Source organism: Candidatus Pelagibacter sp. Uisw_121, assembly GCF_047722545.1.
In the GTDB taxonomy this organism is placed as follows: Bacteria; Pseudomonadota; Alphaproteobacteria; order Pelagibacterales; family Pelagibacteraceae; genus Pelagibacter.
This window is the reverse complement of sequence record NZ_CP159816.1, coordinates 1,213,142-1,237,315: the sequence shown is the minus strand read 5'-3', so window position 1 is coordinate 1,237,315 and position 24,174 is coordinate 1,213,142. Positions and strand designations below refer to the sequence as shown.

Genomic DNA, 24,174 nt, shown 5'->3' with positions numbered 1-24,174 from the left:
ACCCCCATATTAATAGCTATGGCAATTCAAAAAGCAAAATTTTCAATAGGCGACATTGTAAAACATAAACACTTTGAGTTTAGAGGTGTAATTTATGATGTAGATTTCGAATTTAATAATTCTGAAGAATGGTACCAGTCTATTCCAAAGAACGTTCGTCCTAGAAAAGATCAGCCTTTTTACCATCTATTAGCTGAAAATGATGAAATTACGTATGAGGCGTACGTTTCAGAACAAAACCTATTAATGGACGATTCGGAGGATCCAATTAAACACCCTTTAATTGAAGAGATTTTTTCTGGTAAAAGAGGCTCTAGCTACTTCAAGCCTTCTAATTAATTCTTTTTTCAAACACAATTAATCCAAATCTTGGACATATATAGCTGCTATCTTTAAGCATGTTCTGATCAGGAGTGTTAAATAACTATTTTATCATTATTGACTCCCTCTGCATTCTTGATCAGGATAATTTTTCATTATAAAATCAAATTATCTTTTTTTAATATATAATTTAAGAATGTTTAAATATTTTGAGCCTAATAAAATTTTTTCAATAACCTCTAAAGCACCAAAGTATGTTTTATTTTTATTTATTATTGTTTTAACAATTGGTTTAACCGAAGCTCTTATACTTTCACCTGAAGATTATAAACAAAGCGATGCAGTAAGAATTATGTATGTTCATGTTCCAGCTGCCTGGATATCACTTGGAATATTTTCAAGTTTAGCTTTGTTGTCTATTGGAAGTTTTGTTTTTAAAAATAAAAATTTTGCACTTATTGCTAAAAGTTTAGCACCTTCAGGATTTATATTTAATATCATTGCATTAGTTACAGGTTCAATTTGGGGAAAACCAACTTGGGGAACTTGGTGGGCTTGGGATGCAAGAATAACTTCTATGCTTATTTTAGCTTTATTTTACGGAATGTATTTATTGGCTTGGAGAATTTATGATGACAAAGAACAAGTAATAAAGGTGACCTCTTTGATTGCTATTTTAGGGGTGGTAAATGTTCCTATTGTTAAATTTTCTGTAGATTGGTGGAACACGTTACATCAACCAGCTTCAATTAATATTTTATCAACCAACACGGCAATTCACCCATCAATGTTAGTTCCATTGGGCATTATGACTGCGGCATTTGCCCTTTTTTCATTACTCATTTTTTTGATGAAATATAATACCGAACTGATAAAAGTTAAAAATAAAGGATTAGATAGATTATGATAAATGAATTAATTTCAATGAATGGATATGGAGCTTACGTATGGTCAGCTTTTTCGTTCACATTGATTAGTTTTACAACTTTGTACTTTGTAACTAAATTACAGCTTTCAAAAGAGCAAAAAAGATTTGCTACTAAATTTGGTTCTCTAAATGTTGAGCAAGCTAGAGCTGCGAGATCACAAAATATTAATAGAGAAATATTATCTAATACATCTAATATTTAACTAATAAACCATGTATGGTAAAAAGGTTAAATTACGATTTGTATTCTTAGCTTTAATCTTAAGCTCAGTAATTTTAACTGTTTTTTTAGTTTTACAATCATTAAAAGAAAACGTTGTATATTTTCAGTCTCCATCCGAAATAAAGTCTTTAATAGAATTAAACAAAAAAAAAATAAGAGTAGGTGGGATGGTTAAAGAACAATCAGTTTTTATAAATTCAAATGAAGTTAATTTTGTTATTACTGACTTTAAAAATGAGATTAATGTTGTTTATTCAGGAGCAGTTCCCAATTTATTCGCTGAAGGAAAAGGAGTGGTTGCTGAAGGTTTTTTAAAAGATAAGAATTATTTTACAGCTACTAAAATTTTAGCAAAACACGATGAAAATTATATGCCCCCAGAAGTTAAAAAAGCTATAGGAGATAAATAAATTGCTAGCTAATCAGGTAGGTTATTATTCTTTAATTTTAGGATTGTTGATCTCGGTGCTACTTTGTGGAGTTTCAATTAAAGACTTTAATAATACTAATAAGCAGATTAACCAAAATATATTATCTCTATCTTTTCTACAGCTAGTTTTTGTAATTGTAAGCTTTTTTAGTTTAATTATATCTTTTATAAACTCAGACTTTAGTAATGAAACAGTCTTTAATAACTCTCACACAACTAAACCATTATTCTATAAAATTTCAGGAACTTGGGGAAACCATGAAGGAAGCTTATTACTATGGTTATTAGTATTAACTTTATTTATTTTTCTATTTTTGATTAAATCTAGAGAGCAGCCTAAAAAATACAGAATTTTAACTTTATTATTTCAACAAATAATAATTATTGGGTTTTTCTTATTTGTATTAATGACATCAAATCCTTTTAATTATTTATTTCCAATTCCTAATGAAGGACTTGGTCTCAATCCAATTTTACAAGATCCAGCTTTAGCAATTCATCCTCCAATTTTATATTTAGGTTATGTTGGAACTTCTATAATATTTTCATCATCACTTGCTGCAGTCACACAAAATTATGTCACTAAAGAATGGGGTAAACATATTAAAAAATGGGTTGTAGTTTCTTGGATTTTTTTAACTATAGGAATTATGCTTGGATCAATTTGGGCATATTATGAACTAGGGTGGGGAGGCTTTTGGTTTTGGGACCCAGTTGAAAATGTTTCTTTAATGCCATGGCTAACATTAACTGCATTGTTGCACTGTATTGCAGTGTTAGAAAGAAGGGCAGCACTAACATCTTGGGTGGTTATATTATCTATTACAACATTTACCTTAAGTATGTGTGGAACCTTTTTAGTAAGATCTGGAATATTAAATTCTGTACATACATTTGCTAATGATCCTGCAAGAGGTATTTTTATACTAATATTTTTATTTGCACTAATTGTCTTATCGGTAGGAACATTTTTTATATTTCATAAAGAAAATAACAAAAGCTCAAATGATTTCTTTTGGCTTAGCAGAGAAACTTCCATCTTAATAAACAACTGGTTTATGATGTATTTTTTATCTGTTGTTTTAATTGGCACAGTATACCCAATTTTTTTAGATGTAATATCTAGTGAAAAAATATCAGTAGGGCCTCCTTTTTACCAAAAATTAATCGTACCTTTTTTAATACCATTTTTATTATTTATGTCTCTTGGACCACGACTTAAATGGATTAAATCAAAAATTGAAAATAAGAACTCACTTATTATCACATTTGCAATTTCAGTAATATTAACTTTTTTAATTATTAAGAATTTAACTACTGATTTACTTTTTTATACAGTTTTAATTTCTGCTGCTTTTTTTTTATTCTTTACAACTCTAAAAGAATTATTTACTAAAAAATTTAATAATATTTCCCAAAATATTTCACACTTTGGTTTTAGTTTGTTAATATTAAGTATTCTATTTAATAATATTTTATCTTCAGAAATTATAACCAACATAAAAATTGGTGAAAGATATGATTATAATAAAGGTGAAATTTTTTTTAAAAAGATTGAGGAAAGGAAAGAAAGTAACTTTAAATCTATCATCGCTTCTTTTGAGATAAAAGACAAAAACGGAAAAATTATTGAATTAAAACCTGAGATTAGAATCTATAATCAGCCTGTAACTATCACCAGTGAGGCTGATATAAAAACAACACTACTAGAAGATAAGTTTTTAGTAATGAACCTTGTAAAAGGTAATGAATATTTTAATATTAGATATCAAATAAAGCCATTTATGACTTGGATATGGATATCAGTTTTATTATTAAGTCTTGGTGGATTAATGAGTTTATTTAAAAGAAAGATATGAAAAATAAGTTAACCTTATTTATTGTAGTCATTTTTTTTAGTTTTTGTTTTGTTATTTTTTACAAAGGATTAGATACTCCAAATAACTACACGCCTAAAGTTGAAAAGAAAAAAGATATTCCAATTTTTAAAGCCAAGGATTTTGATACAGATAACTATATAAACTCAGATAAAATTTTTGAAGAGAATACCTTTTACATTGTAAATATTTGGGCATCCTGGTGTGTGCCTTGTAGAACAGAGCATCCTTTACTAATGCAACTAAGTAAAAATCAATCAATTAAATTAATTGGATTAAATTACAGAGACAACTTTAATAATGCAAAAAAATTTATTGATGACTTTGGTAACCCATATTCTAGAATTTTAATTGATAAAGATGGCACTTTAGGAGTTGAATTTGGTGCTTACGGTGTTCCGGAAACTTTTTTAATAAATAAAGATAAAAGTATAGTTAAAAAATTTGTTGGTCCAATCAATCAAGAAATTGTTAATGAAATCAAATTGATTATTAAATGAAAGTTTTAAAAATATTTACAATTCTATTTTTAGTAGCAAGCTTTTTAGGGTTAAAATCTGCTGAAGCAAACGATGCTTTAAAAAATAAAATTTTAAAAAATGTTCGATGTTTAATTTGTCAGGGACAGTCTGTATACGATTTCAGAGTTCTGAGTTTGCATCCAGCATAAAATTAATTGTTGATAGAAAAATTGATGAAGGATTAAAAGAAGACTCTATTTATGAATTTTTAAGAGAAAAGTATGGTGATTGGATAGTTTATGATCCACAATTAAATAAAAATACTTATATATTGTGGTTATTACCGTTATTGTTATTTTTGTTAGGTGGTGCAATAATGAGAAGCAAAATTAAAATTTAAAAACTAATTATTCATGAAGCTAAAAAAAATATATTTATTGTTATTCTTGTTACTTTTTCTTACTCCAGTAAAAAGTGAAACGGAGTACAGCTTCTATGCCGGTACTTTTGATACCCTAGATAAAGAAGGTGATGATGAGGCAACTCTATATGGTTTCGAACATAATAACCCAGTATTATTCAGAGACACGTTTATTGGAAAATTTTCTCCGATTACAGGTGGATTTGTTACAGATAAAAATTCAATTTATTTGTACACTGGTGTTCAGGCTGAATATGAGTTGGGTCCTTTAAATATTGTACCTAGTTTTGCACCTGGATATTATGAAGCAGGAAATGGAAAAGATTTAGGAATGGCTCTGGAGTTTAAAAGTGAATTAAAATTTAGTTTTGATATTTTTAAAGATTCTAAATTAGGATACTCTTATAGTCATATTTCAAACAATGAATGGGGTGATAAAAATCCTGGAGTAGATAATCAAACAATTTCATTTTCAAAAATTTTTTAATCTAATGAAGTTAAATGATTGTTATAATTTTAAAGACTTTAGAAAATTAGCCAAAAAAAGATTACCTTCACCTATATTTCATTATATTGATGGTGGTGCAGATGATGAGCAAACCTTAAAAAGAAACACAGAGTCTTTCAATGACTGTGACTTAGTTCCTAATATTCTTGCAAGTGTGGGCAAACCAGACTTATCAACAACTGTTTTTGGAAAAAAAATTGATATGCCAATTTTTCTTTCACCAACTGCAATGCAAAGACTTTATCATCATGAGGGAGACAAAGCTTCAGCTAGAGCTGCTGAAAAATTTGGAACTTTTTATAGCATGTCAACTATGGCTAATAATACCATTGAAGAGGTTGCTGATATTTCAAATGGACCAAAATTATTTCAATTATATGTGCATAAAGATCAATCAATTACTGATGACTTAATAGATAGATGCAGAGTGTCAGGTTTTAATGGAATGTGTTTAACTGTTGATACGTTGGTTGCTGGAAATAGAGAAAGAGATCATAGAACTGGTTTTACTACTCCTCCAAAATTGACACTTCAAAGTTTATTAAGTTTTGCTATGAGACCTGAGTGGGTATTTAATTATTTTACTCATAAAAAATTTGAATTATCAAATGTTAAAAATAAAACAGACAAAGGAACAAATATTTCAAAATCAGTTATCGAATATATCAATGAACAATATGATCCAGCTATGAATTGGAAGGACGCTGAATACTGTGTAAAAAAATGGAATGGCCCATTTGCGCTTAAAGGTGTGATGTCAGTTGAAGATGCAAAAAGAGCAATAGATATAGGATGTTCAGCTATTATGATTTCAAATCATGGGGGCAGACAATTAGATGGCTCAAGATCACCCTTCGACCAAGTTAATACAATTAGAGAGGCTGTAGGAGATAAATTGGAAATAATTTTAGATGGTGGTGTAAGACGTGGAACTCATGTTTTAAAGGCTTTAGCAGCAGGTGCAACGGCATGCAGCTTTGGAAAAATGTTTTTATTCGCCCTAAGCGCTGGAGGTCAACCTGGTGTAGAACGTTTACTGCAAAACATGCATGATGAAATTAATAGAAATATGATATTAATGGGTTGTAAAAATTTGAAAGAATTGAATGCGTCAAAATTAATATATAGAAAATGATTTTTAATTATTAAAATTATATATAAAAAAAATAAGTTAATATAAAGAATATAAATAATATAAATAATAAAATTAATTATGAAATTAGCAAAAAATTTAGAAAGATTAGGAACAGAGTCTGCATTTAGTGTTTTAGCTGAAGCTAAGGCTTTAGAGGCTAAAGGAAATCCAATGATTCATTTAGGGTTGGGCCAGCCTGATTTTAAAACACCAAAGCATATTGTTGAAGCAGCAAAAAAAGCTTTAGATGATGGTCACCATGGATATGTAATGTCCAACGGTATCCCAGAATGTAGACAAGCTGTAACAAGATGGATTAAAAAACGTTATAGTGTTGATGTAGATTTTGAAAGAATTTTGATCATGCCAGGTGGAAAACCTACAATGAGTTATGCCATTCAGTGTTTTGGAGAACCAGGTGCTGAAATAATTCATCCTACACCTGCCTTTCCAATATATGAGTCGATGATTAATTATACTGGCTCAACATCTGTTCCTTATGACTTAACCGAAGACAAAGACCTTAAATTTAATCCAGAAAAAATTTTATCACTAATCACGGATAAAACTAGATTGTTAGTACTAATTAATCCAAATAATCCAACAGGAAGTTTTGTGGAAAAAGCGGATATAGATGTACTGGCTGAAGGTCTTAAAAAACATCCACATGTAACTATATTAAGTGATGAAATTTATAGTAGGCAAATTTTTGACAACAAAGAAATGCCTTCATTTTTTAATTATCCAGAGTTGAAAGAAAGACTGATTGTATTAGAAGGTTGGAGTAAAGCATATTCTATGACGGGATGGAGACTAGGATGGAGTTATTGGCCTAAAGAATTAGTTCCACATGTTAATAAACTTTTAATTAACAGTGTATCGTGTGTAAATGCAGCAGCTCAATTTGCAGGAATTGCAGCATTAGATGGTCCAGACGATTCAATCAATGAAATGATGGTGAAGTTTACACAAAGAAGAAAACTAATTCACGAAGGCTTAAATAGTTTGCCAGGGATAGAATGTAGCCTTCCAGGAGGAGCATTTTATGCATTTCCAAAGGTAATTGGAACAGGAATGAATGGTTCAGAATTTGCAAAAAAATGTATGCATGAAGCTGGAGTAGCAATAGTTCCAGGGACAGCTTTTGGTAAAACTTGTCAAGATTACGTAAGATTTAGCTTTGCAGCCTCACAGGATAACATATCTAACGCATTGGAAAATATCAAAAAAATGCTAGGCTAAGACTAATGAGTGAATTAGTTCTGCCAAAGATTGATAAAGCAACGATAAATAAAAAAGAATATATTTTTAAAAATCTTGCTAAAATTATAAATCCAGAAAATGTTTTAAGTCATGCTGATGATATTAAACCATATGAAACTGATGCATTAGCAGCTTACACTCAGACACCACTGGCTGTTGTGATGCCAGAAAATACTGAAGAAGTAAGTAATGTTTTAAAGTTTTGTCATAAAGAAAATATTAAAGTTGTACCTAGAGGAGCTGGCACTGGTCTATCAGGGGGAGCATTACCTTTAAATGACGCAATTTTATTAAGTCTTGGGAAATTTAATAAAATTATAGAAATTGATTTTGAAAATAAATGTGTAGTAACTCAACCTGGTGTAACAAATTTAGGAATAACACATGCAGTACAACATAAAAATTTTTACTATGCACCAGATCCATCAAGCCAACTTGCATGCTCAATAGGAGGCAATGTTGCCGAAAACTCTGGAGGTGTTCATTCTCTAAAATATGGAACAACAACTAATAATATTTTAGGTGTTGAAATGGTAACGATGGATGGAACAGTTTGTAGAGTTGGTGGAAAAACTCTTGATCAAGAAGGGTATGATCTAATGGGATTGATTTGTGGTTCAGAAGGATTATTAGGAGTGATTACTGAAGTAACAGTAAAAATTTTAAAAAATCCTCAAGTAGTTAAAGCAGCGCTAATAGGATTTCCAACAATTGAAGAAGGCGGAAATGCAGCATCAGAAATAATTTCAAGTGGAATTGTTCCAGCGGGCATGGAAATAATGGACAAAGCTTTGATAGAGGCAACAGATAATTTTAGTAAAGCAGGTTACCCACGAGATGCAGAGCTTTTATTAATTGTAGAATTAGATGGAACCGAGTCTGAAGTAGATGAATTATTAAAACAAGTAAGAACTATTTGTGAAAAAAATAATTGCTCGAGTTTAAAATTTAGCAAAAATGAAAAAGAAAGACTATCATTTTGGGCAGGTAGAAAAGCAGCATTTCCAGCATGTGGAGCTATGGCACCAGATTATTACTGTATGGATGGATCCATACCAAGAGGAAAATTATCAGAAGCTTTACTTGAAATAAAAAAACTTTCTGAAAAATATGAGTTACCGGTAGCAAATTGTTTTCATGCAGGTGACGGAAATTTACACCCATTAATAATGTTTGATGGAGGTGATAAAGAACAATTAAGAAAAACTGAGGAATTTGGAGCTGAAATACTAAAAGTCTGTGTAAGGTTAGGAGGAGTTATAACTGGAGAACATGGGGTCGGAATTGAAAAAAGAGAACTAATGTGTGAAATGTTTAATAATACAGATATTCAGCAACAATTAGATATTAAAAAATCATTAGATGAAAAAAATTTATTAAATCCTGGAAAGGTTTATCCAATACTAAGAAAATGTGCAGAGGAAGGAAGGGTACATGTTCACAGAAATGAAGAAAAATTCCCAGATCTTCCAAGATTCTAACAACACTTATTATCCAGAAGATGAACTACAAGTTTCAAACGTAGTACAGGAGCTTTACAAAAAAAATCAACCAATGGAAATAATTGGTACAGGCTCTAAAAATTTTATTGGTAACAGAATACAATCAGCACAAAAACTATCGCTTTCTAAGGTATCAGGAATAATTGAATATTTACCTGAGGAACTTTACATTAAGGTTAAAGCAAATACGTCATTAGAAACGGTTGAAAAGGAGTTAGAAAAAAATAGTCAAGAGCTAGCTTTTGAGCCTATAGATTTTGGATTTATTGAAAATGGAAAATCAAATAAGGGCACTATAGCAGGTCATTTAGCTTGTAATTTTGCTGGGTCGAGAAGATTTAAAGTGGGAAGCATAAGAGATCACATTTTAGGTTTTAGAGGTGTAAATGGTAAGGGAGATATAATTAAATCAGGTGGAACAGTTGTAAAAAATGTTACCGGTTATGATTTATCAAAGTTAGTTACAGGATCTTTTGGAACTTTAGTAGCATTAACTGAAATAACATTAAAAGTTTTACCTAAAAAAAAATTATCTAATACAATTACAATTTATACTGATGATAAAGAATTAGTTAAAGATTTATTCGAAAAAATTTCTGGCTCAAGTAGTGAAGTCTCGGGAGCCGTTTATATTCCCGAAGAACCTAAAGATGAAAATTATGACCAAAATAAAGAAATGGTTTTTAAATTTAATGATTTAAAATATAAAGGATCATTTTTAGCGTTAAGGATAGAAGGAGATAAAATCTCAATAGAAGAAAAATTAAAAGCTTTAACAGTTGAACTTGAACTTAGTAATTTGAATACAATAATTTTAGATGTTCATCAATCAATACCATTTTGGAAAAAAATAAACAATCTTGAGATATTTAAACAAACAAAAAATAACCTTTTAAGAGTAGTGGTGCCCCCTTCAAAAGGTCCTAAGCTTACGCAATTCCTGGGTAACAAGTATAAATATTACATTGATTGGTGTGGCTCATTGTATTGGATAGAAGTTCAGTCAAAGAAAAATTCTAAGGTTAGTGATATTAAAAAATTGACTATGGAATTGGGTGGTTATTTAACTATCATAAAGACTTCGGATAAATATGATTATGAAGAAACAATTTTTACAGTAGATGATACAAGACTTTTAATATCAGAAAAGATTAAAAAAAGTTTTGATCCTAAAAGAATTTTTAATCCTGGAAAAATGTATAGAGGAATTTAATGCAAACAAATTTTACACAAAAACAATTAAAAGACGTTGATAACGCTGCAACAGAAAAAATATTTAAAAAATGTGTTCATTGTGGTTTTTGTAATGCAACTTGCCCAACTTATCAAATATTTGGTGATGAATTAGATGGACCAAGAGGAAGAATTTATTTGATTAAGGATATGTTGGAAAATCAAAAGAAACCAACTGCAAAAACAGTAAAACATATAGATAGATGTCTATCTTGCTACAGCTGCATGACTACTTGCCCTGCTGGAGTAAACTACATGCATATAATTGATCATGGTAAAAAATATATTGAAAAAAATTATGAAAGATCTTTTTTTGATAGAACAATTAGAAGTTTTCTATCAGTAGTATTGCCGAATACAGGATATTTCAGGCTAGCAAGTTACATGGTCAAATTGGTTAAACCCTTTAAGTTTTTAATGCCAACAAAAATAAAAGATATGATGAGCTTAATGCCAACAAGCTTTCCTAAAAAAACTATAAAACAAAAAGAAGTTTATGCTGTAAGTGGGAAAAATAAAATTTCTAAGGTTGTTCTTTTAACAGGATGTGTTCAAAAAGAAATTTCTCCTCAAATAAATGAGGCAACTATTAGACTTTTAAACAGACATGGTGTTGAGGTAATTGTTCCTAAAAAAATTAGATGTTGTGGTTCTTTAAATCATCATTTGGGAAAAGAAGATGATGCTCACCAAGATTTTATAAACAATATCAATACTTGGTATGAAGAACACTTAAAGGGTAATTTAGATGCAATTTTATCTAACACTTCTGGTTGTGGAACTACCATGAAAGACTATGGTTTTATTTTTAAAGATGATGAAAAAATGAAAAAAAAAGCCAAAGTTATTTCTGATTTAACAAAAGATGTATCTGAATATTTAAATGAAAATTTAAAATTAAATTTTAAATCTAAAGAAAAAAAATATAAGATCGCTTATCATTCTGCATGCTCGATGCAACATGGACAAAAAGTACACAATCAGCCTATGGAATTACTTACAAAAACAAATAATGAAATTATGGAAATTCCCGAAGGACACATTTGTTGTGGATCTGCTGGAACCTATAATATTTTACAAACTGAAATTGCAAAAGAATTACTAAGTAAAAAAGTAAAAAATATTGAAAGTTTGAAGCCAGATTTTATTTCAACAGGCAACATAGGTTGTATTACTCAAATTTCTAATGGAACCAAAACTCCAATTTTACATACCATTGAGATAATAGATTGGTATACTGGTGGCCCAAAACCAAAAATATTACAAAAAAATTAATTATGAAAAAAATTATAATTACGAGAAGATTAATAAAAGAGTCTGAGGAAAAAGCTTTAAAAACATTTGATACAAAACTTAATGGTAATGATGAGTTGTATTCTCAGTCAAAACTTATTGAATTAAGTGAAGGCCATGATGCAATATTAACTTCTTTAACTGATAAGATGGATGAAGATACTATAAGCAAATTACCAGATAGTATTAAGGTAATTTCTAATTTTGCAGTTGGTTTTGGAAATATTGATTTAGAGGCAGCTAAAAAAAGAGGAATAGCAGTAACTAATACGCCAGAAGTTTTATCAGATGCTACAGCAGAGATTGGAATTCTATTAATTCTTGGAGCATGTAGAAGAGTTCCAGAAGGTATTCAATCTGCAAAAGAAAGTAACTGGAAATGGTCAGCAGATTATTTGATAGGAAAACAGTTAACAGGTTCAAGACTTGGAATTTTAGGTATGGGAAGAATAGGACAAAAGATTGCAAAAATAGCAAAATCTTTAGGTATGATTATTCATTATCATAACAGATCAAAATTGACTGAAGAAAAAGAAAACGGTGCAATTTATCACGACAGTATCAAAAGTCTTTTTGGGGTTTCGGATGTATTATCAATTTGTTGTCCTGCAACAAAAGAAACTGAAAATTTGATTAATAAAGAAACATTAGAATATTTTCCAACAGGTGCTGTTATAACAAATGTGGCTCGTGGAGATATTGTTGATGATGAAGCTCTAATAGATGCACTAAATAGAAGAAAAATTTATGCAGCAGGTCTTGATGTTTACAAAGGGGAACCAAATTTAAACCCAGGTTACTTAAAAATTAAAAGTGCTTTTATTTTGCCTCACCTTGGAAGTGCTACAAAGCACACAAGAATTGCTATGGCTAATCTAGCTATAGACAATATTGATGAGTTTTTTAAAACAGGAAATTGTACTAATAAAGTAAACTAATTTCTATCTCAGATTGTATAACTATACTAAAGCGTCATTTTCTCTCTAGACTCTAATCCCTATTTATAATTATATCTCACCAGTTAATTAACTAACAGAGGAGAAATAATGATTAAAGAAAAAAAAACTCTGAAGGCTTTAACACCTTCAAGACGTAAGTTCTTTAAAGCAGCAGCAGTCACAGGTGCAGCAGCAGCAACAGCTGTAGCAATGCCTAATATTGCAACTGCAGACGGACACGTTACATTAAAGATGCAAGCAGCTTGGCCTTCAGGTGCAAACATCTTTTTTGAAATGGCACAAGACTACTGTAACATGGTTAGCGACATGTCTGGAGGTTCACTTAAAATTGATCTTCAACCTGTAAACGCAATCGTAAAAACTTCAGAAATTGGAGCAGCGGTAAGCGATGGAATCGTTGATATGGGTCACTGGGTGACTGCATATTGGTACGGTAAAAACGCTGCAGCTTCACTTTTTGGAACTGGTCCTTCATACGGAATGTCATCTCAAGAAGTTATGGGATGGATGGAGTATGGTGGAGGAAGAAAATTATATGAAGAAGCAGTATCTAGTGTTGGATATAATTACACTGGTTTCTTTCATATGCCTATGCCAGCACAACCTTTTGGTTGGTTCAAAAAGAACGTAACTAAAGTATCTGATGTTAAAGGTATGAAGTATAGAACAGTTGGTCTAGCGACTAACGTTTTAACTGCTATGGGAATGGTCGTAAGACAATTGCCAGGTGGTGAGATCCAACCAGCAATGAAAACTGGTTTGATTGATGCTGCTGAGTTTAACAACCCAACATCAGACTCACAGTTTGGAATGCAAGATGTCTCTAAACACTATCACTTAGGAAGTTTCCACCAATCTCAAGAGATGTTTGAAATTCCTATGAACACTAAGAGACTGAAAAGCCTTTCACCTGCTCATCAAGCTATCTTAAAAAACGCTGCTTATGCTGCGAATACAGATAACTACTTTAAGGCTCTTGTTAGATATTCTGACAGTTTAGCTGATTTGATGAACACACATAAGGTTAACGTTTACCAAACATCTGATGCCATTTTAGCCGAACAGTTAAAAGGTTGGGATAAAATTGTTGGAGAATTCTCTGCAAAAGATGCATTCTTCAAGAAGGTAATCGATTCTCAAAAAGCATACGCTAAGAAAGTAATGAAGTACTTGCTGATGAATCAGCCTAATTACAAACTAGCTTATGAAAATGAGTTTGGACCAATTGGAAAAGTTAAAATCTAATTAACTTTTTAATAATTTAAGAAGGGGGTTTCGGCCCCCTTTTTTTATAGTACAGTTTTTAACTAAATTAGAGTATCCTATTTAAATCATGATGAGAGCCTATATAAAATTAGCTGACACGTTAAGCACCTCAATAGGTAAGGCTTTTTCTTGGTGTATCGTTATTTTGATGGGTGGAACTTGTTATGAAGTTATGATGGCCTATGTATTTAATAAGCCAACACTTTGGAATTTTGACTTCAGTATGCAGATGTATGGTGCAATATTGATGATGTCAGGTGCTTATTGTTTAGCAACAGAATCTCATGTTAGAGGAGATGTAATTTACAGATTATTTAAACCAAGAACACAAGGCTATATTGATTTAGTACTTTATTTTCTTTTCTTTTTTCCTGGTGTCGTGTCTTTAGCATTTTATGGTTATGAATATGCTGCACTTGCTTGGAAGATAAAAGAGACTAGTTGGAGTAGCCCGGCGCAAATTAATATTTATATGGTAAAATCTTTAATACCTGCAGCGGGAGTATTTTTGGTTATACAAGGAATTGCTGAAGTATTTAGATCAATCATTTGTATTAAAACTGGACATTGGCCAGCAAGAATGATTGTTGCTGAAGAGACAGAACAAATTTTAATGAGAACAGCTCAAGACGAGGACCAAAAAGATGTTATTTAGTCTAACAAATCCAGAAGTTGCTATCTTCATGATGGGGCTATTTTTATTTGCAGTGCTATTGGGTTTTCCAATTGCCTTCACTTTAATGGCAATGGGAATAGGTTTTGGATATTATGCTTATTACGATCCTGCTTTAATGGATCACATATTTGATAATAGGATATTTTCTTTATTTGTAAAAAATACTTATACCGTTATGGATAATAACGTGCTCACTGCCGTCCCACTGTTTTTATTTATGGGATATTTAGTTGAAAGAGCCGGAATTGTATCAAAATTATTTTTTGCAATAAGACTTGCAGCTCACAGATTACCAGCTTCAATGGCAGTAGCTGCCCTAATAACATGTACTTTGTTTTCTACAGCAACAGGAATTATCGGTGCTGTTGTAACCTTAATGGGTCTACTTGCTTGGCCTGCGATGGTTAAAGCAGGATATGATAAAAAATTTGCTTCAGGAGTAATTTGTGCAGGTGGATGTTTGGGTATTTTAATACCACCTAGTATTATGTTAATTGTTTATTCAGTAATAGCTCAGTTATCTCCTTTGAGATTATTTGCTGCAGCAATTTTTCCAGGACTTTTGCTTGCAGGATTATATATAACTTACGCAGTAGGTAGAGCTTGGCTCCAACCATCAATTGCACCTAAACCAAGAGCAGAAGATATTCCGCCTCGAGCTGAAATTTTAAAAGAAGTATTAGTTTCTTTTGTCCCTCTTTTTGGATTAATTATGTTAGTCCTTGGAACAATCCTAGCAGGTATTGCAACGCCAGCAGAGGCAGCAGCAGCAGGAGCATTCGGTGCTATATTGTTATCTTGGTTTTATAAAACCCTTAAATGGCAAAGTTTTAAAGAATCTGTTTTTCTAACAGCAAAAACTACAGCTATGATTATGTGGTTATTTATTGGATCTTGGACTTTTTCTTCTGTATTTTCTTATCTAGGTGGTCATGAAATTTTTGAACATTTCTTTACATCAATTGAAATATCAACGTGGCAATTTTTAATTATTACTCAAGTAATAATTTTCCTTTTAGGATGGCCGTTAGAATGGACTGAAATTCTAATTATATTTGTTCCAATATTTTTGCCATTACTTGAGGTGTTCAATGTTAATCCATATTTCTTTGCAATGTTAATCGCTCTAAATTTACAAACATCATTTTTAACGCCTCCTATGGCCATGTCTGCCTATTACTTAAAGGGTGTTCAAAAGAAAAATGTTGAATTGATGGAAATATTTGCAGGAATTATGCCGTTCCTAGGAATAGTAATATTTGCAATGTTTCTTATGTATATGTTTCCAGGTATTGCTTTGTGGCTGCCAGAAACATTATTTGCAAACTAGATAATTTTGAATGCTAAATATATTTAATCAAACAACTAATAAATTGGTTGAGAACCTAAAATCGGGTCAGATTTCTTCAGTAGAAGTTTGCAATCAATATATTGAGAGAATTGAAAAATTTGAAAAAGATGTAAAGGCTTGGGAATATTTTGATAAAAAAAAGCTTTTAGAAAAAGCTGCTGAAGCAGATGAGTATAGAAAATCAGGAAAACCAATGGGATCTTTGCACGGACTACCAATTGCTGTTAAAGATATAATAGGTACTTTTGAAATGCCCACTGAATGTGGTTCTCCTGTTAGAAAAAAAATGCCAAGTTCACAAGATTCTGAAGTTGTTAATTTACTTAAGATTGAGGGAGCAATAGTAATGGGAAAAACTGTAACTACTGAACTTGCATATTTTCACCCAGGCAAAACTACTAACCCGCATGATAATTCAAGAACACCTGGGGGATCATCAAGTGGCTCTGCGGCAGCTATAGCAGCACATATGGCACCACTATCTATTGGATCACAAACTAATGGCTCAATTATTAGACCTGCTTCCTACTGTGGAGTTGTTGGTTATAAGCCGTCTTATGGGTTGATTTCACGAAGTGGAGTGATGAGACAATCTGATAAACTAGATCACATTGGAGTATTTGGAAAAACAGTAGAAGATGTTGCCCTGTTTGCAAAATCATTAATTAAAAAAGATTTGTACGATTCATCAACTATTCATTATGCGGCAGATGAAATGTTAAATGTTTGTAAAAAAGGACCACTTTATGAGCCAAAATTTATTTTTTACAAAACTAAAAACTGGAAAAATATTGATAAAGAATCACAAAAATCTTTTGAGTTCTTTATAAAAACTTTTAAAAAAAATATTGAAGTATTTGATACCCCTTCTTATTTTGATGACATTCCAAAATACCATAAAATAATTCATGAAACAGATATGGCAAATAATTTTCAAGGTTATTATAAAAAATCAAAAAAACACCTTTCTAAAGAAATGGTTAGTGCAATTGAAAGAGGCTTAAAGTATTCAGCCAAAGAGTATGCTGAAGCGATAGATTTTATGAAAAGAAGTTATGAATCTTACAAAGAGGTTTTTGAAGATTACCATGGGGTGTTAACTCCATCTTCAGCAGGGGTTGCACCGAAGGGTCTTAAGAGTACTGGAAGTCCAGAATTTTGTACTATCTGGACCTATATGGGTCTACCATCTATTTCATTACCTTTACTTGTTGGAGAAAATAATTTACCATTAGGTGTTCAGTTAATTGGAGACAAGCTAGATGATTTAAGATTCCTAGGTGTGGCCAACTGGCTAGAAAAAAATTGTAAAAAATATGCTAAATAAAATAACAACTCTATTAGGATCAGGCCTTGCAGCATTATTTCTTATAGGCCTTGCAACAACTTTAACTAGATCCTCGATGATAGGGTTTTGGGATATATTGCCAGTATATATTTTAATGGCAGTAGCAATTTATATGATGTTCTACGAAGCTTTTTTCGACAAGAATTAAATCTTCCTTTACGTGAATAATTCTAAAAATAGCTATTTACCTTTTTTATTATTATTTATTCAACCAATTTTTATGGCTAGTAACTTAATTGTTGCAAGAGGTGGGGTTGAGTATGTTCCTCCAATATCTCTAGCTTTTTGGAGATGGACTGCAGTTTTTTTAATATTACTTCCATTTACCTACAGTTCTTTAAAAAAAAATTTTAAGTTTGTAAAACAAGAATATAAAAGAATATTTTTCATTGGATCGATGGGTTGTGGTGTTTGTGGAGCTTTCCCATTTTTAGCAGGTCAAACAACAACAGTTACCAACATGGGAATTATATATTCATCTTCTCCAATATTTATAATCATAATCTCAAGTTTATTTTTTAAAGAAAAGATTAATCTTCTTAGGATTATTGGACTAGTTTCATGTTTAATAGGTGTTTTTGCTATTATTATTAAAGGCGATTTATCCTTATTAATTGGTCTTAAATTTACAATTGGTGACCTCTGGATGTTAGCTTCTGCAATAGGATGGGCTCTTTATTCTATTTATCTATTTTATTGGAAAACAAATCTAAAAATTTTTGACAGATTTACATTAATTGCATTCTTTGGTATGGTCAGTTTGCTTCCATTTTATTTAATAGAAGAGACTTTCTTTGTAAGAACTGTTTTTAATTCAGACTTTTTTATGTGGGTTTTATTTGCAGCTATATCACCAGGAATTATAGCATTCACCTTATATACAATGGCACAAAAGAAACTTGGTGCTTCAATTACTGGTTTTACGCTTTATATTTTTACTGTTTATAGCGCTATTTATGGTTTTCTATTTTTTAATGAACAGTTAGAGTATTATCATTATTTAGGAACTGTCTTGGTTTTTGGCGGTGTTTATTTAGTTAAAAAAAAAAGTAAATATGAAAAAAAAACTTAAAGAGTATTTATTGAAGTTAATTTTAATTATTCCGATAGCTTACTTTTCTTTACTTTTCATTATATTTATATTTCAACGAAACTTATTATATCACCCAAAAGAAAATAATTATTTTGGCGATGAATTAAAAGTTAAAATAGAAAAAGTAAAGATTGAGACAGGTGATAATTTTGAGTTACTAGGATGGTTTCATGAAAAAGACCTTAGAAATTTTAAAACTATCGTTTTCTTTCATGGTAATGCAGGAACATTAGAAAACAGAATACATAAAATTAATCATTTTAAAGAAATGAATATAAATTTTCTTATCATTTCTTGGAGAGGATTTAGTGGAAACTTAGGTGAACCATCTGAAAAAGGTTTATATGAAGATGGTGAGAGTGCAATTAATTGGTTAAAAAGAAAAGGCCTTAAAGATAATGACATTGTTTTGTATGGTGAGTCTTTAGGTACTGGAATTGCAACTCATGTTGCTCAAAAGTATAAATTTGCAGGCGTTATACTGGAATCTCCATTTACATCTATGGTTGATGCAGCAAAAAATGTGTACCCATATTTTCCAATCAGATTTTTACTTAAAGACAAATACGAAAGTGATAAAAAAATTAAAAATCTTAAGTCTCCAATTCTGATAATGCATGGAGAAGCAGATAAAATAGTGCCATTCTGGATGGGAAAAAAAATGTATGAATTAGCAAATAAACCAAAATATTCTTACTTTTCTGAAAAAGACAATCACATGATGGAATACAACGAAAAGATGATAGAGGTTTTGAGGGAATTTTTAAAGAGTTTAAATTAAGCCACAATCTGACCAAATAATTCACAAATTTCATTTCTATAAAAAGATAGTGAAAAAATTTATTATAATATCATTTTATTTAATCTTTATTGCAAGTTCTACAATTGCAGAAAATACAGAATCTTCAGCAAATAATCTCTTTCATATAGGACAAATGAATTCACATAATAAAAATTTTGCTCTTTTTTTTAAAACTAGAGATAAAGCTATTTTAGCAAGAGGGGAGGATTATAATTATGTTACAGATTTTCCTCAGGATTTATATATCTATAATTATGAAACAAAAATTTCATCACCATTAATTTCATACGAATGGTTTCCTTCACAGGCAAAACACCTTTTAGAAGGTTATGATTATCCAGTTTTTCCAGAAGACTTTGCTTATTATCTATTAAAAGATAACAACACTTTAGTCATGATTAGTGCAATTAAAAATATAAGAAAAAATTTCAAATTTGATATTGCTAAAAAAAAATTAAATTCATACCCATCAAATGGTAAGTTTAATTTTATAATTTCATCAATTGCAAAAAATTGTGGACATTCAGATCTTAAAGAAAATTATAAATGTAACTACTACAAGCCTTTAATTTCTAATAATCTAATTAATTAATTTGAGTAAATGCTTCAGCAAATTTTTCTGCATTAAAAATTTGTAAATCATCTTCTTTTTCACCAAGTCCAAGAGCGATTATGGGAAGCTTATATTTTTTAGCAAGTGCTAATAAAATTCCTCCTTTTGCAGTACCATCTAATTTTGTCATTATCAAACCAGTAAGGGGTATAATTTTGTTAAATTCTTCCACTTGATTGATTACATTTTGGCCAGAGGTTGCGTCAAGCACTAGGATTACATCGTGAGGAGCATCTGGATCTATCTTTTTAGTCACATTGGCAATTTTTTTATATTCTTCCATTAAATTTTTTTTATTTTGTAATCTCCCTGCTGTATCAATTAAAACATGATTAAAATCACTCTTTAATGCTTCCTCAATTGCTTTGTAGGCAACTGATGCGGGGTCGGACCCTTGAGTAGATTTTGTAATTTGTACATCAATTTTATTAGCCCAACTTTCTAATTGTTCTATAGCAGCTGCTCTAAACGTATCGCAGGCAGAAAACATAACTTTGTTACCGTTAGATTTTAAAATTTTACCAACTTTTCCAATAGTTGTCGTTTTTCCAACCCCGTTAACTCCTGATATTAGGATTGCGTTGAGTTTTTCTTTTTTATTAAAAAAATTCTCATTTTCCAAAGGTTTCATTAAAGAGATTATATAGTTTTTAAGAATTAAATTTACCTCATTCATAATATCTTTTTTTGGGTCAATCTTTTCTTGACCAATAATTTTTTTAATTTCTTCAGCTGCAATAAGACCAACGTCTGATTGAATTAAATATTCTTCAATTTGATCTAATGTTTTGTCATCTATTTCTTTTTTTACAATTATATCTCTTAAACCAGATGTAAATGCAGAAGCACTTTTTTTAAAACCAATTTTAAATTTATCAAAAATTCCCATTATAATTTAATGTCAATATTTTTGATATCAGACACAGGTCCTTTCATGTGAATGCTATTTCTTTCATCAATAGAAATTGTTAAACTACCTAACGCAAATGCTATATCTGTAGTTTTTTCAACTAGATTATTAATATTAGCTGCAACAGCAGTTGCACAAGCTGCTGTACCACAAGCTTTAGTAAGTCCAGCTCCTCTTTCCCACACTTTTACTTTTATTAAATTTTTATTTATAACTTTTGCCAACGTTACATTACATTTTTCTGGAAATAGTTGATGATTTTCAATTTTTGGACCAATAGTTTGTAAGTCAAATGCTTCAATATCGTCTACAAAAAAAATTATGTGTGGATTGCCTACATTTATGGCTGTTCCACCAATATGTTTGGTATTATTTCTATCGATAATTTCAATTTTTAAGTCTTGTGTATCTAGTTGCTTATTTAAAGGAATCTCTTGCCAATTAACTTTTGGTATACCGATTTCAGTCTCAACTAAATTATTTCCTAAAATTTTTGATTTTAGAGGGCCAGAAGCTGTTAAGAGTGTTATTTCCTTTTTACCACTTTCTTTTGATAAAAGATCTGCCACACACCTAGTACCATTTCCACAGGCACCAGATGCACTTCCATCTGAATTATAGAATTCTACATCTGCATCTGTTTCTTTATTTTTATTAATTAGAATGAGTTGATCACATCCAATGAAATTACGATCACATACTTTAATTATTTGATCTTTGTTTAAATTGAAATTCTGGCTTCTTTGATCGATAATTACAAAATCATTGCCCAAACCATCCATTTTAAATGCTTTAATATCCATATGTAGATATTTAACTTATTTATTGACTTTTTGAACCTCTATTATAGGTTGTTTTCGTTTCCACAAAAACGTTAAATTTGTGGTGTCTTTGGAGACAAAGAGATCAACACTAGTCAGCGATATTCGCCCACTAGTGCGAAACTGCTGTGCGTAATAAATATGTTTGAAAACTTAACAAATAAATTCGAAGAAATTTTTTCTTCTTTAAAAAAAGCAGCTTCACTTGATGAGAATCAAGTAGATGAAGGCCTAAGAAGTATTAAACAGGCTTTATTAGAAGCCGATGTATCTCTAGATGTAACTAAAGATTTTATAGAAAAAGTTAAGCCAAAGGTTATGGGTCAAGAAATAATTCGATCAACCTCCCCGGGAGATATGGTTGTTAAAATTGTTTATGACGAACTAGTAAGCCTTTTAGGTGAAAGCAACACAGATATTAATTTAAATGCAGTTCCGCCAGTTCCAATGATGCTGGTAGGTCTTCAAGGTTCTGGTAAAACCACTACAACAGCAAAATTAGCCAAATATTTAGAAAAAAATAAAAAGAAAAAAATAATGATGGTCAGTCTTGATGTGTATAGGCCAGCTGCACAAGAACAACTAAGATCATTAGGAGAGCAAAATGATATTTTAACACTACCCATTATTGAAGGTCAGCTACCAGCAGATATTTGTCGAAGAGCAGTAAGTGCTGCAAACCTAAATGGGGCAGAGATTATATTATTTGATACAGCAGGGAGAACACAAATAGACCTTCAGATGATGAGTGAAATTAAACAAATAGAAAGTATAATTAAACCAACAGAAGTATTTTTAGTTGCAGATTCTTTAACAGGACAAGTTGCTGCAGAAGTGGCAAAAGAATTTAAGAATACTGTAAATTTGACAGGTATTGTTTTAACAAGAGCTGATGGTGATGCAAGAGGTGGTGCGGCCCTTAGTATGAAATATGTTTCTCAAGTGCCAATTAAGTTTTTAGGGGTAGGAGAAAAAATAGAAAATTTAGAGGTTTTTCACCCAGATAGAATAGCTAATAGAATATTAGGTATGGGAGACATCGTTTCTCTTGTCGAAAAAGCTGCAGAAGATCTTGGTGAAGAGAATATAAAAAAAGCAGAAGAGAATTTAAAAAAAGGGCAATTCTCTATGGAAGATTATTTAACACAGCTTAGACAAATGAAAAAAATGGGAGGCATAGAAGGAATTATGTCGTTTATGCCAGGTGTTTCTAAAATGAAATCACAAATGGATGCTTCAGGAATTGATGAAAGCGTTATTACTAAAAATGAAGCAATCATTTTATCTATGACAAAAAAAGAAAGAGGAAATCCTAAAATCATTGATGGTTCTAGGAAAAAAAGAATTGCTAATGGCTCTGGAACAGATGCGGCCACTATCAATAAATTGCTTAAGCAATTTAAAATGATGTCTGAAATGATGAAGAAGATGTCAAAAGGAAACCTGAAGGGTATGTCTGATAAAGGAATACCTCCAGAGCTACTAAATCAACTTAAATAAAAAAAGGAAAAAAAATGATAAAAATAAGACTATCAAGAGGCGGAACAAAAAAAAGACCAGTATACAAAGTAGTTATAGCCGACAGTCGTCGTGCAAGAGATGGAAGATTTATTGAGAAGGTAGGATTCTTTAATCCTCTTTTACCAAAAGATAAAAAAGAAAGAGTAGGACTAGAAGCAGAAAGAATTAAATATTGGTTAGGTCAAGGTGCTCAACCAACTACTAGAGTTGCAAGAATTCTAGGTGAAAATGGTATTATAGCAATGCCTGCAAACGGTAGTAACCCAAATAAAGCTATTCCTAAAAAAGAAAGAAAAAAAGAAGGAGATGAAGCAGCACCAGCAGCAGCAGCTCCAAAGGAAGAAGCTCCTAAAGCAGAAGCAGCTCCAAAGGAAGAAGCTCCTAAAGCAGAAGCAGCTCCAAAGGAAGAAGCTCCTAAAGCAGAAGCAGCACCAGCAGCAGCAGCTCCAAAGGGAGAAGCTCCTAAAGCAGAAGCAGCACCAGCAGCAGAAGCTCCCAAGGAAGAAGCTAAATAGTTGGATTCATGTTGCAAGCTCAGATATTCACACTCTATCCTGATTTTTTTCCTGGTCCTTTAAATAAAGGGCTATATGGAAAAGCTTTAACAAATAAAATTTGGGATTTAAAAGTTGTTAATATTAGAGATGCTGCCGAGGATAAACACAAAACAGTAGACGACACTCCTTTTGGAGGTGGATCAGGAATGCTGTTGAAAGCTGATATTTTAGCAAAATCACTTGATCAAAATAAAAAAGACGGGGAGAGAATTTTTTATTTATCACCAAAAGGAAAAAAGCTTGATCAGAAATTGGCATTAGAATTATCAAAAGAAAAATCTATTAGTTTAATTTGTGGTCATTTTGAAGGTGTTGATGAAAGGCTGTTATCTACAAGAAATATAGAAGAACTTAGTATAGGAGATTTTATTTTATCTGGAGGTGAAACAGCAGCATTAGTTATACTAGATAGTGTTCTTAGATTGCTTCCAGGTGTCTTGGGAAATGAACAGTCAAAGACTGATGAGAGTTTTGAGAACGGGCTTTTGGAGTATCCTCAATACACAAAACCTCAAATTTGGGAGGAAAAAAGTGTTCCAGAAGTGCTATTATCAGGAGATCATAACAAAATTAAAGACTGGCGTTTATCACAATCAGAGGCTATAACACGCGTCCGAAGGCCAGATTTGTGGGAAAAATATAAGAAAAATTAATTTGATAAA

At 31.1% G+C, this 24,174-nt stretch carries 27 protein-coding genes; 25 read left to right on the top strand and 2 right to left on the bottom strand.

Annotated elements, in window-relative coordinates; all coding sequences use genetic code 11:
- The first annotated feature begins 18 nt into the window (after nt 1-18).
- The 22 genes from hspQ to ABXT52_RS06490 all read left to right on the top strand — a co-directional run bounded on the left by hspQ (nt 19) and on the right by ABXT52_RS06490 (nt 19,682).
- Nucleotides 19-339 carry a heat shock protein HspQ gene (gene hspQ, locus ABXT52_RS06595; protein WP_006997624.1) on the top strand — a complete coding sequence of 107 codons (321 nt, stop codon included), beginning with the start codon at nt 19-21 and terminating at the stop codon, nt 337-339.
- Nucleotides 340-517: 178 nt separating this feature from the next.
- Nucleotides 518-1,228, top strand: coding sequence for a heme ABC transporter permease CcmC (ccmC, locus tag ABXT52_RS06590; RefSeq protein ID WP_415271765.1), 711 nt, complete (start codon nt 518-520; stop codon nt 1,226-1,228).
- Nucleotides 1,225-1,452: a hypothetical protein gene (locus tag ABXT52_RS06585; RefSeq protein WP_415271764.1), complete on the top strand. Its 228-nt coding sequence runs from the start codon at nt 1,225-1,227 to the stop codon at nt 1,450-1,452. Before ccmC ends, ABXT52_RS06585 begins: the two co-directional genes overlap by 4 nt.
- 10 nt (nt 1,453-1,462) lie before the next feature.
- Nucleotides 1,463-1,882 (top strand): cytochrome c maturation protein CcmE, encoded by a 420-nt coding sequence (ccmE, locus tag ABXT52_RS06580; RefSeq protein ID WP_415271763.1) that lies wholly within the window; start codon nt 1,463-1,465, stop codon nt 1,880-1,882.
- A gap of 1 nt (nt 1,883) precedes the next feature.
- Complete coding sequence (locus ABXT52_RS06575) at nt 1,884-3,761, top strand: heme lyase CcmF/NrfE family subunit (protein WP_415271762.1); 1,878 nt, start codon at nt 1,884-1,886, stop codon at nt 3,759-3,761.
- Nucleotides 3,758-4,279 carry a DsbE family thiol:disulfide interchange protein gene (locus ABXT52_RS06570; protein WP_415271761.1) on the top strand — a complete coding sequence of 174 codons (522 nt, stop codon included), beginning with the start codon at nt 3,758-3,760 and terminating at the stop codon, nt 4,277-4,279. Before ABXT52_RS06575 ends, ABXT52_RS06570 begins: the two co-directional genes overlap by 4 nt.
- A gap of 106 nt (nt 4,280-4,385) precedes the next feature.
- Nucleotides 4,386-4,640 (top strand): cytochrome c-type biogenesis protein CcmH, encoded by a 255-nt coding sequence (locus tag ABXT52_RS06565; RefSeq protein ID WP_415271760.1) that lies wholly within the window; start codon nt 4,386-4,388, stop codon nt 4,638-4,640.
- Nucleotides 4,641-4,653: 13 nt separating this feature from the next.
- Entirely contained in the window at nt 4,654-5,148 is a 495-nt protein-coding gene (locus ABXT52_RS06560; protein WP_415271759.1) for an acyloxyacyl hydrolase, read from the top strand.
- 4 nt (nt 5,149-5,152) lie between these two features.
- Complete coding sequence (locus ABXT52_RS06555; protein WP_415271758.1) at nt 5,153-6,304, top strand: alpha-hydroxy acid oxidase; 1,152 nt, start codon at nt 5,153-5,155, stop codon at nt 6,302-6,304.
- A gap of 78 nt (nt 6,305-6,382) precedes the next feature.
- Nucleotides 6,383-7,546 (top strand): pyridoxal phosphate-dependent aminotransferase, encoded by a 1,164-nt coding sequence (locus ABXT52_RS06550; RefSeq protein WP_415271757.1) that lies wholly within the window; start codon nt 6,383-6,385, stop codon nt 7,544-7,546.
- Nucleotides 7,547-7,551: 5 nt separating this feature from the next.
- Nucleotides 7,552-9,048, top strand: a complete 1,497-nt coding sequence (locus ABXT52_RS06545; protein WP_415271756.1) for an FAD-linked oxidase C-terminal domain-containing protein — start codon at nt 7,552-7,554, stop codon at nt 9,046-9,048.
- Entirely contained in the window at nt 9,014-10,282 is a 1,269-nt protein-coding gene (locus tag ABXT52_RS06540) for an FAD-binding protein (RefSeq protein ID WP_415271755.1), read from the top strand. The genes ABXT52_RS06545 and ABXT52_RS06540 overlap by 35 nt, the downstream gene beginning before the upstream one ends.
- Nucleotides 10,282-11,577, top strand: coding sequence for a glycolate oxidase subunit GlcF (gene glcF, locus ABXT52_RS06535; RefSeq protein WP_415271754.1), 1,296 nt, complete (start codon nt 10,282-10,284; stop codon nt 11,575-11,577). The genes ABXT52_RS06540 and glcF overlap by 1 nt, the downstream gene beginning before the upstream one ends.
- A 2-nt stretch (nt 11,578-11,579) precedes the next feature.
- On the top strand, nt 11,580-12,533 hold the full coding sequence (locus tag ABXT52_RS06530; protein WP_415271753.1) for a 2-hydroxyacid dehydrogenase: 954 nt from the start codon (nt 11,580-11,582) through the stop codon (nt 12,531-12,533).
- 108 nt (nt 12,534-12,641) lie between these two features.
- Nucleotides 12,642-13,799: a TRAP transporter substrate-binding protein gene (locus tag ABXT52_RS06525; protein WP_415271752.1), complete on the top strand. Its 1,158-nt coding sequence runs from the start codon at nt 12,642-12,644 to the stop codon at nt 13,797-13,799.
- Nucleotides 13,800-13,890: 91 nt separating this feature from the next.
- On the top strand, nt 13,891-14,475 hold the full coding sequence (locus ABXT52_RS06520) for a TRAP transporter small permease subunit (RefSeq protein WP_415271751.1): 585 nt from the start codon (nt 13,891-13,893) through the stop codon (nt 14,473-14,475).
- A complete protein-coding gene (locus ABXT52_RS06515; protein WP_415271750.1) occupies nt 14,465-15,826 on the top strand; it encodes a TRAP transporter large permease in 1,362 nt (453 codons plus the stop codon). Before ABXT52_RS06520 ends, ABXT52_RS06515 begins: the two co-directional genes overlap by 11 nt.
- Before the next feature lie 10 nt (nt 15,827-15,836).
- Entirely contained in the window at nt 15,837-17,174 is a 1,338-nt protein-coding gene (locus ABXT52_RS06510) for an amidase (protein WP_415271749.1), read from the top strand.
- Nucleotides 17,164-17,343 (top strand): hypothetical protein, encoded by a 180-nt coding sequence (locus ABXT52_RS06505; protein ID WP_415271748.1) that lies wholly within the window; start codon nt 17,164-17,166, stop codon nt 17,341-17,343. Before ABXT52_RS06510 ends, ABXT52_RS06505 begins: the two co-directional genes overlap by 11 nt.
- Before the next feature lie 12 nt (nt 17,344-17,355).
- Nucleotides 17,356-18,267, top strand: coding sequence for a DMT family transporter (locus ABXT52_RS06500; protein WP_415271747.1), 912 nt, complete (start codon nt 17,356-17,358; stop codon nt 18,265-18,267).
- Nucleotides 18,251-19,069: an alpha/beta hydrolase gene (locus ABXT52_RS06495; RefSeq protein ID WP_415271746.1), complete on the top strand. Its 819-nt coding sequence runs from the start codon at nt 18,251-18,253 to the stop codon at nt 19,067-19,069. The genes ABXT52_RS06500 and ABXT52_RS06495 overlap by 17 nt, the downstream gene beginning before the upstream one ends.
- A gap of 49 nt (nt 19,070-19,118) precedes the next feature.
- Nucleotides 19,119-19,682, top strand: coding sequence for a hypothetical protein (locus tag ABXT52_RS06490; RefSeq protein WP_415271745.1), 564 nt, complete (start codon nt 19,119-19,121; stop codon nt 19,680-19,682).
- On the opposite strand, the gene ftsY is transcribed toward ABXT52_RS06490, so the two are convergent.
- Together ftsY and dapF are read right to left on the bottom strand one after the other, a co-directional pair.
- Nucleotides 19,675-20,592 (bottom strand): signal recognition particle-docking protein FtsY, encoded by a 918-nt coding sequence (ftsY, locus tag ABXT52_RS06485; protein ID WP_415271744.1) that lies wholly within the window; start codon nt 20,590-20,592, stop codon nt 19,675-19,677. The two genes, ABXT52_RS06490 and ftsY, sit on opposite strands and share 8 nt — an antisense overlap.
- Nucleotides 20,592-21,416 (bottom strand): diaminopimelate epimerase, encoded by an 825-nt coding sequence (gene dapF / locus ABXT52_RS06480; protein WP_415271743.1) that lies wholly within the window; start codon nt 21,414-21,416, stop codon nt 20,592-20,594. Before dapF ends, ftsY begins: the two co-directional genes overlap by 1 nt.
- 159 nt (nt 21,417-21,575) lie before the next feature.
- Here dapF and ffh point away from each other — a divergent pair, with 159 nt between their 5' ends.
- Genes ffh through trmD form a run of 3 tightly spaced genes read left to right on the top strand, consistent with a single transcriptional unit; the run spans nt 21,576 to nt 24,165 of the window.
- Entirely contained in the window at nt 21,576-22,934 is a 1,359-nt protein-coding gene (gene ffh / locus ABXT52_RS06475) for a signal recognition particle protein (protein WP_415271742.1), read from the top strand.
- 14 nt (nt 22,935-22,948) lie between these two features.
- The gene (gene rpsP / locus ABXT52_RS06470; RefSeq protein ID WP_415271741.1) at nt 22,949-23,470 is read left to right on the top strand and encodes a 30S ribosomal protein S16; all 522 of its coding nucleotides are present in this window, start codon (nt 22,949-22,951) and stop codon (nt 23,468-23,470) included.
- A gap of 8 nt (nt 23,471-23,478) precedes the next feature.
- Complete coding sequence (trmD, locus tag ABXT52_RS06465) at nt 23,479-24,165, top strand: tRNA (guanosine(37)-N1)-methyltransferase TrmD (RefSeq protein ID WP_415271740.1); 687 nt, start codon at nt 23,479-23,481, stop codon at nt 24,163-24,165.
- Nucleotides 24,166-24,174: the final 9 nt, after the last annotated feature.

Excerpts from the sequence above, each read along its gene's own strand:
- hspQ (WP_006997624.1), top strand. The coding sequence starts at position 19 with ATGGCAATTCAAAAAGCAAAATTTTCAATAGGCGACATTGTAAAACAT.
- ccmC (WP_415271765.1), top strand. The coding sequence starts at position 518 with ATGTTTAAATATTTTGAGCCTAATAAAATTTTTTCAATAACCTCTAAA.
- ABXT52_RS06585 (WP_415271764.1), top strand. The coding sequence starts at position 1,225 with ATGATAAATGAATTAATTTCAATGAATGGATATGGAGCTTACGTATGG.
- ccmE (WP_415271763.1), top strand. The coding sequence starts at position 1,463 with ATGTATGGTAAAAAGGTTAAATTACGATTTGTATTCTTAGCTTTAATC.
- ABXT52_RS06570 (WP_415271761.1), top strand. The coding sequence starts at position 3,758 with ATGAAAAATAAGTTAACCTTATTTATTGTAGTCATTTTTTTTAGTTTT.
- ABXT52_RS06565 (WP_415271760.1), top strand. The coding sequence starts at position 4,386 with ATGTTTAATTTGTCAGGGACAGTCTGTATACGATTTCAGAGTTCTGAG.
- ABXT52_RS06560 (WP_415271759.1), top strand. The coding sequence starts at position 4,654 with ATGAAGCTAAAAAAAATATATTTATTGTTATTCTTGTTACTTTTTCTT.
- ABXT52_RS06555 (WP_415271758.1), top strand. The coding sequence starts at position 5,153 with ATGAAGTTAAATGATTGTTATAATTTTAAAGACTTTAGAAAATTAGCC.
- ABXT52_RS06550 (WP_415271757.1), top strand. The coding sequence starts at position 6,383 with ATGAAATTAGCAAAAAATTTAGAAAGATTAGGAACAGAGTCTGCATTT.
- ABXT52_RS06545 (WP_415271756.1), top strand. The coding sequence starts at position 7,552 with ATGAGTGAATTAGTTCTGCCAAAGATTGATAAAGCAACGATAAATAAA.
- ABXT52_RS06540 (WP_415271755.1), top strand. The coding sequence starts at position 9,014 with ATGAAGAAAAATTCCCAGATCTTCCAAGATTCTAACAACACTTATTAT.
- glcF (WP_415271754.1), top strand. The coding sequence starts at position 10,282 with ATGCAAACAAATTTTACACAAAAACAATTAAAAGACGTTGATAACGCT.
- ABXT52_RS06530 (WP_415271753.1), top strand. The coding sequence starts at position 11,580 with ATGAAAAAAATTATAATTACGAGAAGATTAATAAAAGAGTCTGAGGAA.
- ABXT52_RS06525 (WP_415271752.1), top strand. The coding sequence starts at position 12,642 with ATGATTAAAGAAAAAAAAACTCTGAAGGCTTTAACACCTTCAAGACGT.
- ABXT52_RS06520 (WP_415271751.1), top strand. The coding sequence starts at position 13,891 with ATGAGAGCCTATATAAAATTAGCTGACACGTTAAGCACCTCAATAGGT.
- ABXT52_RS06515 (WP_415271750.1), top strand. The coding sequence starts at position 14,465 with ATGTTATTTAGTCTAACAAATCCAGAAGTTGCTATCTTCATGATGGGG.
- ABXT52_RS06510 (WP_415271749.1), top strand. The coding sequence starts at position 15,837 with ATGCTAAATATATTTAATCAAACAACTAATAAATTGGTTGAGAACCTA.
- ABXT52_RS06505 (WP_415271748.1), top strand. The coding sequence starts at position 17,164 with ATGCTAAATAAAATAACAACTCTATTAGGATCAGGCCTTGCAGCATTA.
- ABXT52_RS06495 (WP_415271746.1), top strand. The coding sequence starts at position 18,251 with ATGAAAAAAAAACTTAAAGAGTATTTATTGAAGTTAATTTTAATTATT.
- ftsY (WP_415271744.1), bottom strand. The coding sequence starts at position 20,592 with ATGGGAATTTTTGATAAATTTAAAATTGGTTTTAAAAAAAGTGCTTCT.
- dapF (WP_415271743.1), bottom strand. The coding sequence starts at position 21,416 with ATGGATATTAAAGCATTTAAAATGGATGGTTTGGGCAATGATTTTGTA.
- ffh (WP_415271742.1), top strand. The coding sequence starts at position 21,576 with ATGTTTGAAAACTTAACAAATAAATTCGAAGAAATTTTTTCTTCTTTA.
- rpsP (WP_415271741.1), top strand. The coding sequence starts at position 22,949 with ATGATAAAAATAAGACTATCAAGAGGCGGAACAAAAAAAAGACCAGTA.
- trmD (WP_415271740.1), top strand. The coding sequence starts at position 23,479 with ATGTTGCAAGCTCAGATATTCACACTCTATCCTGATTTTTTTCCTGGT.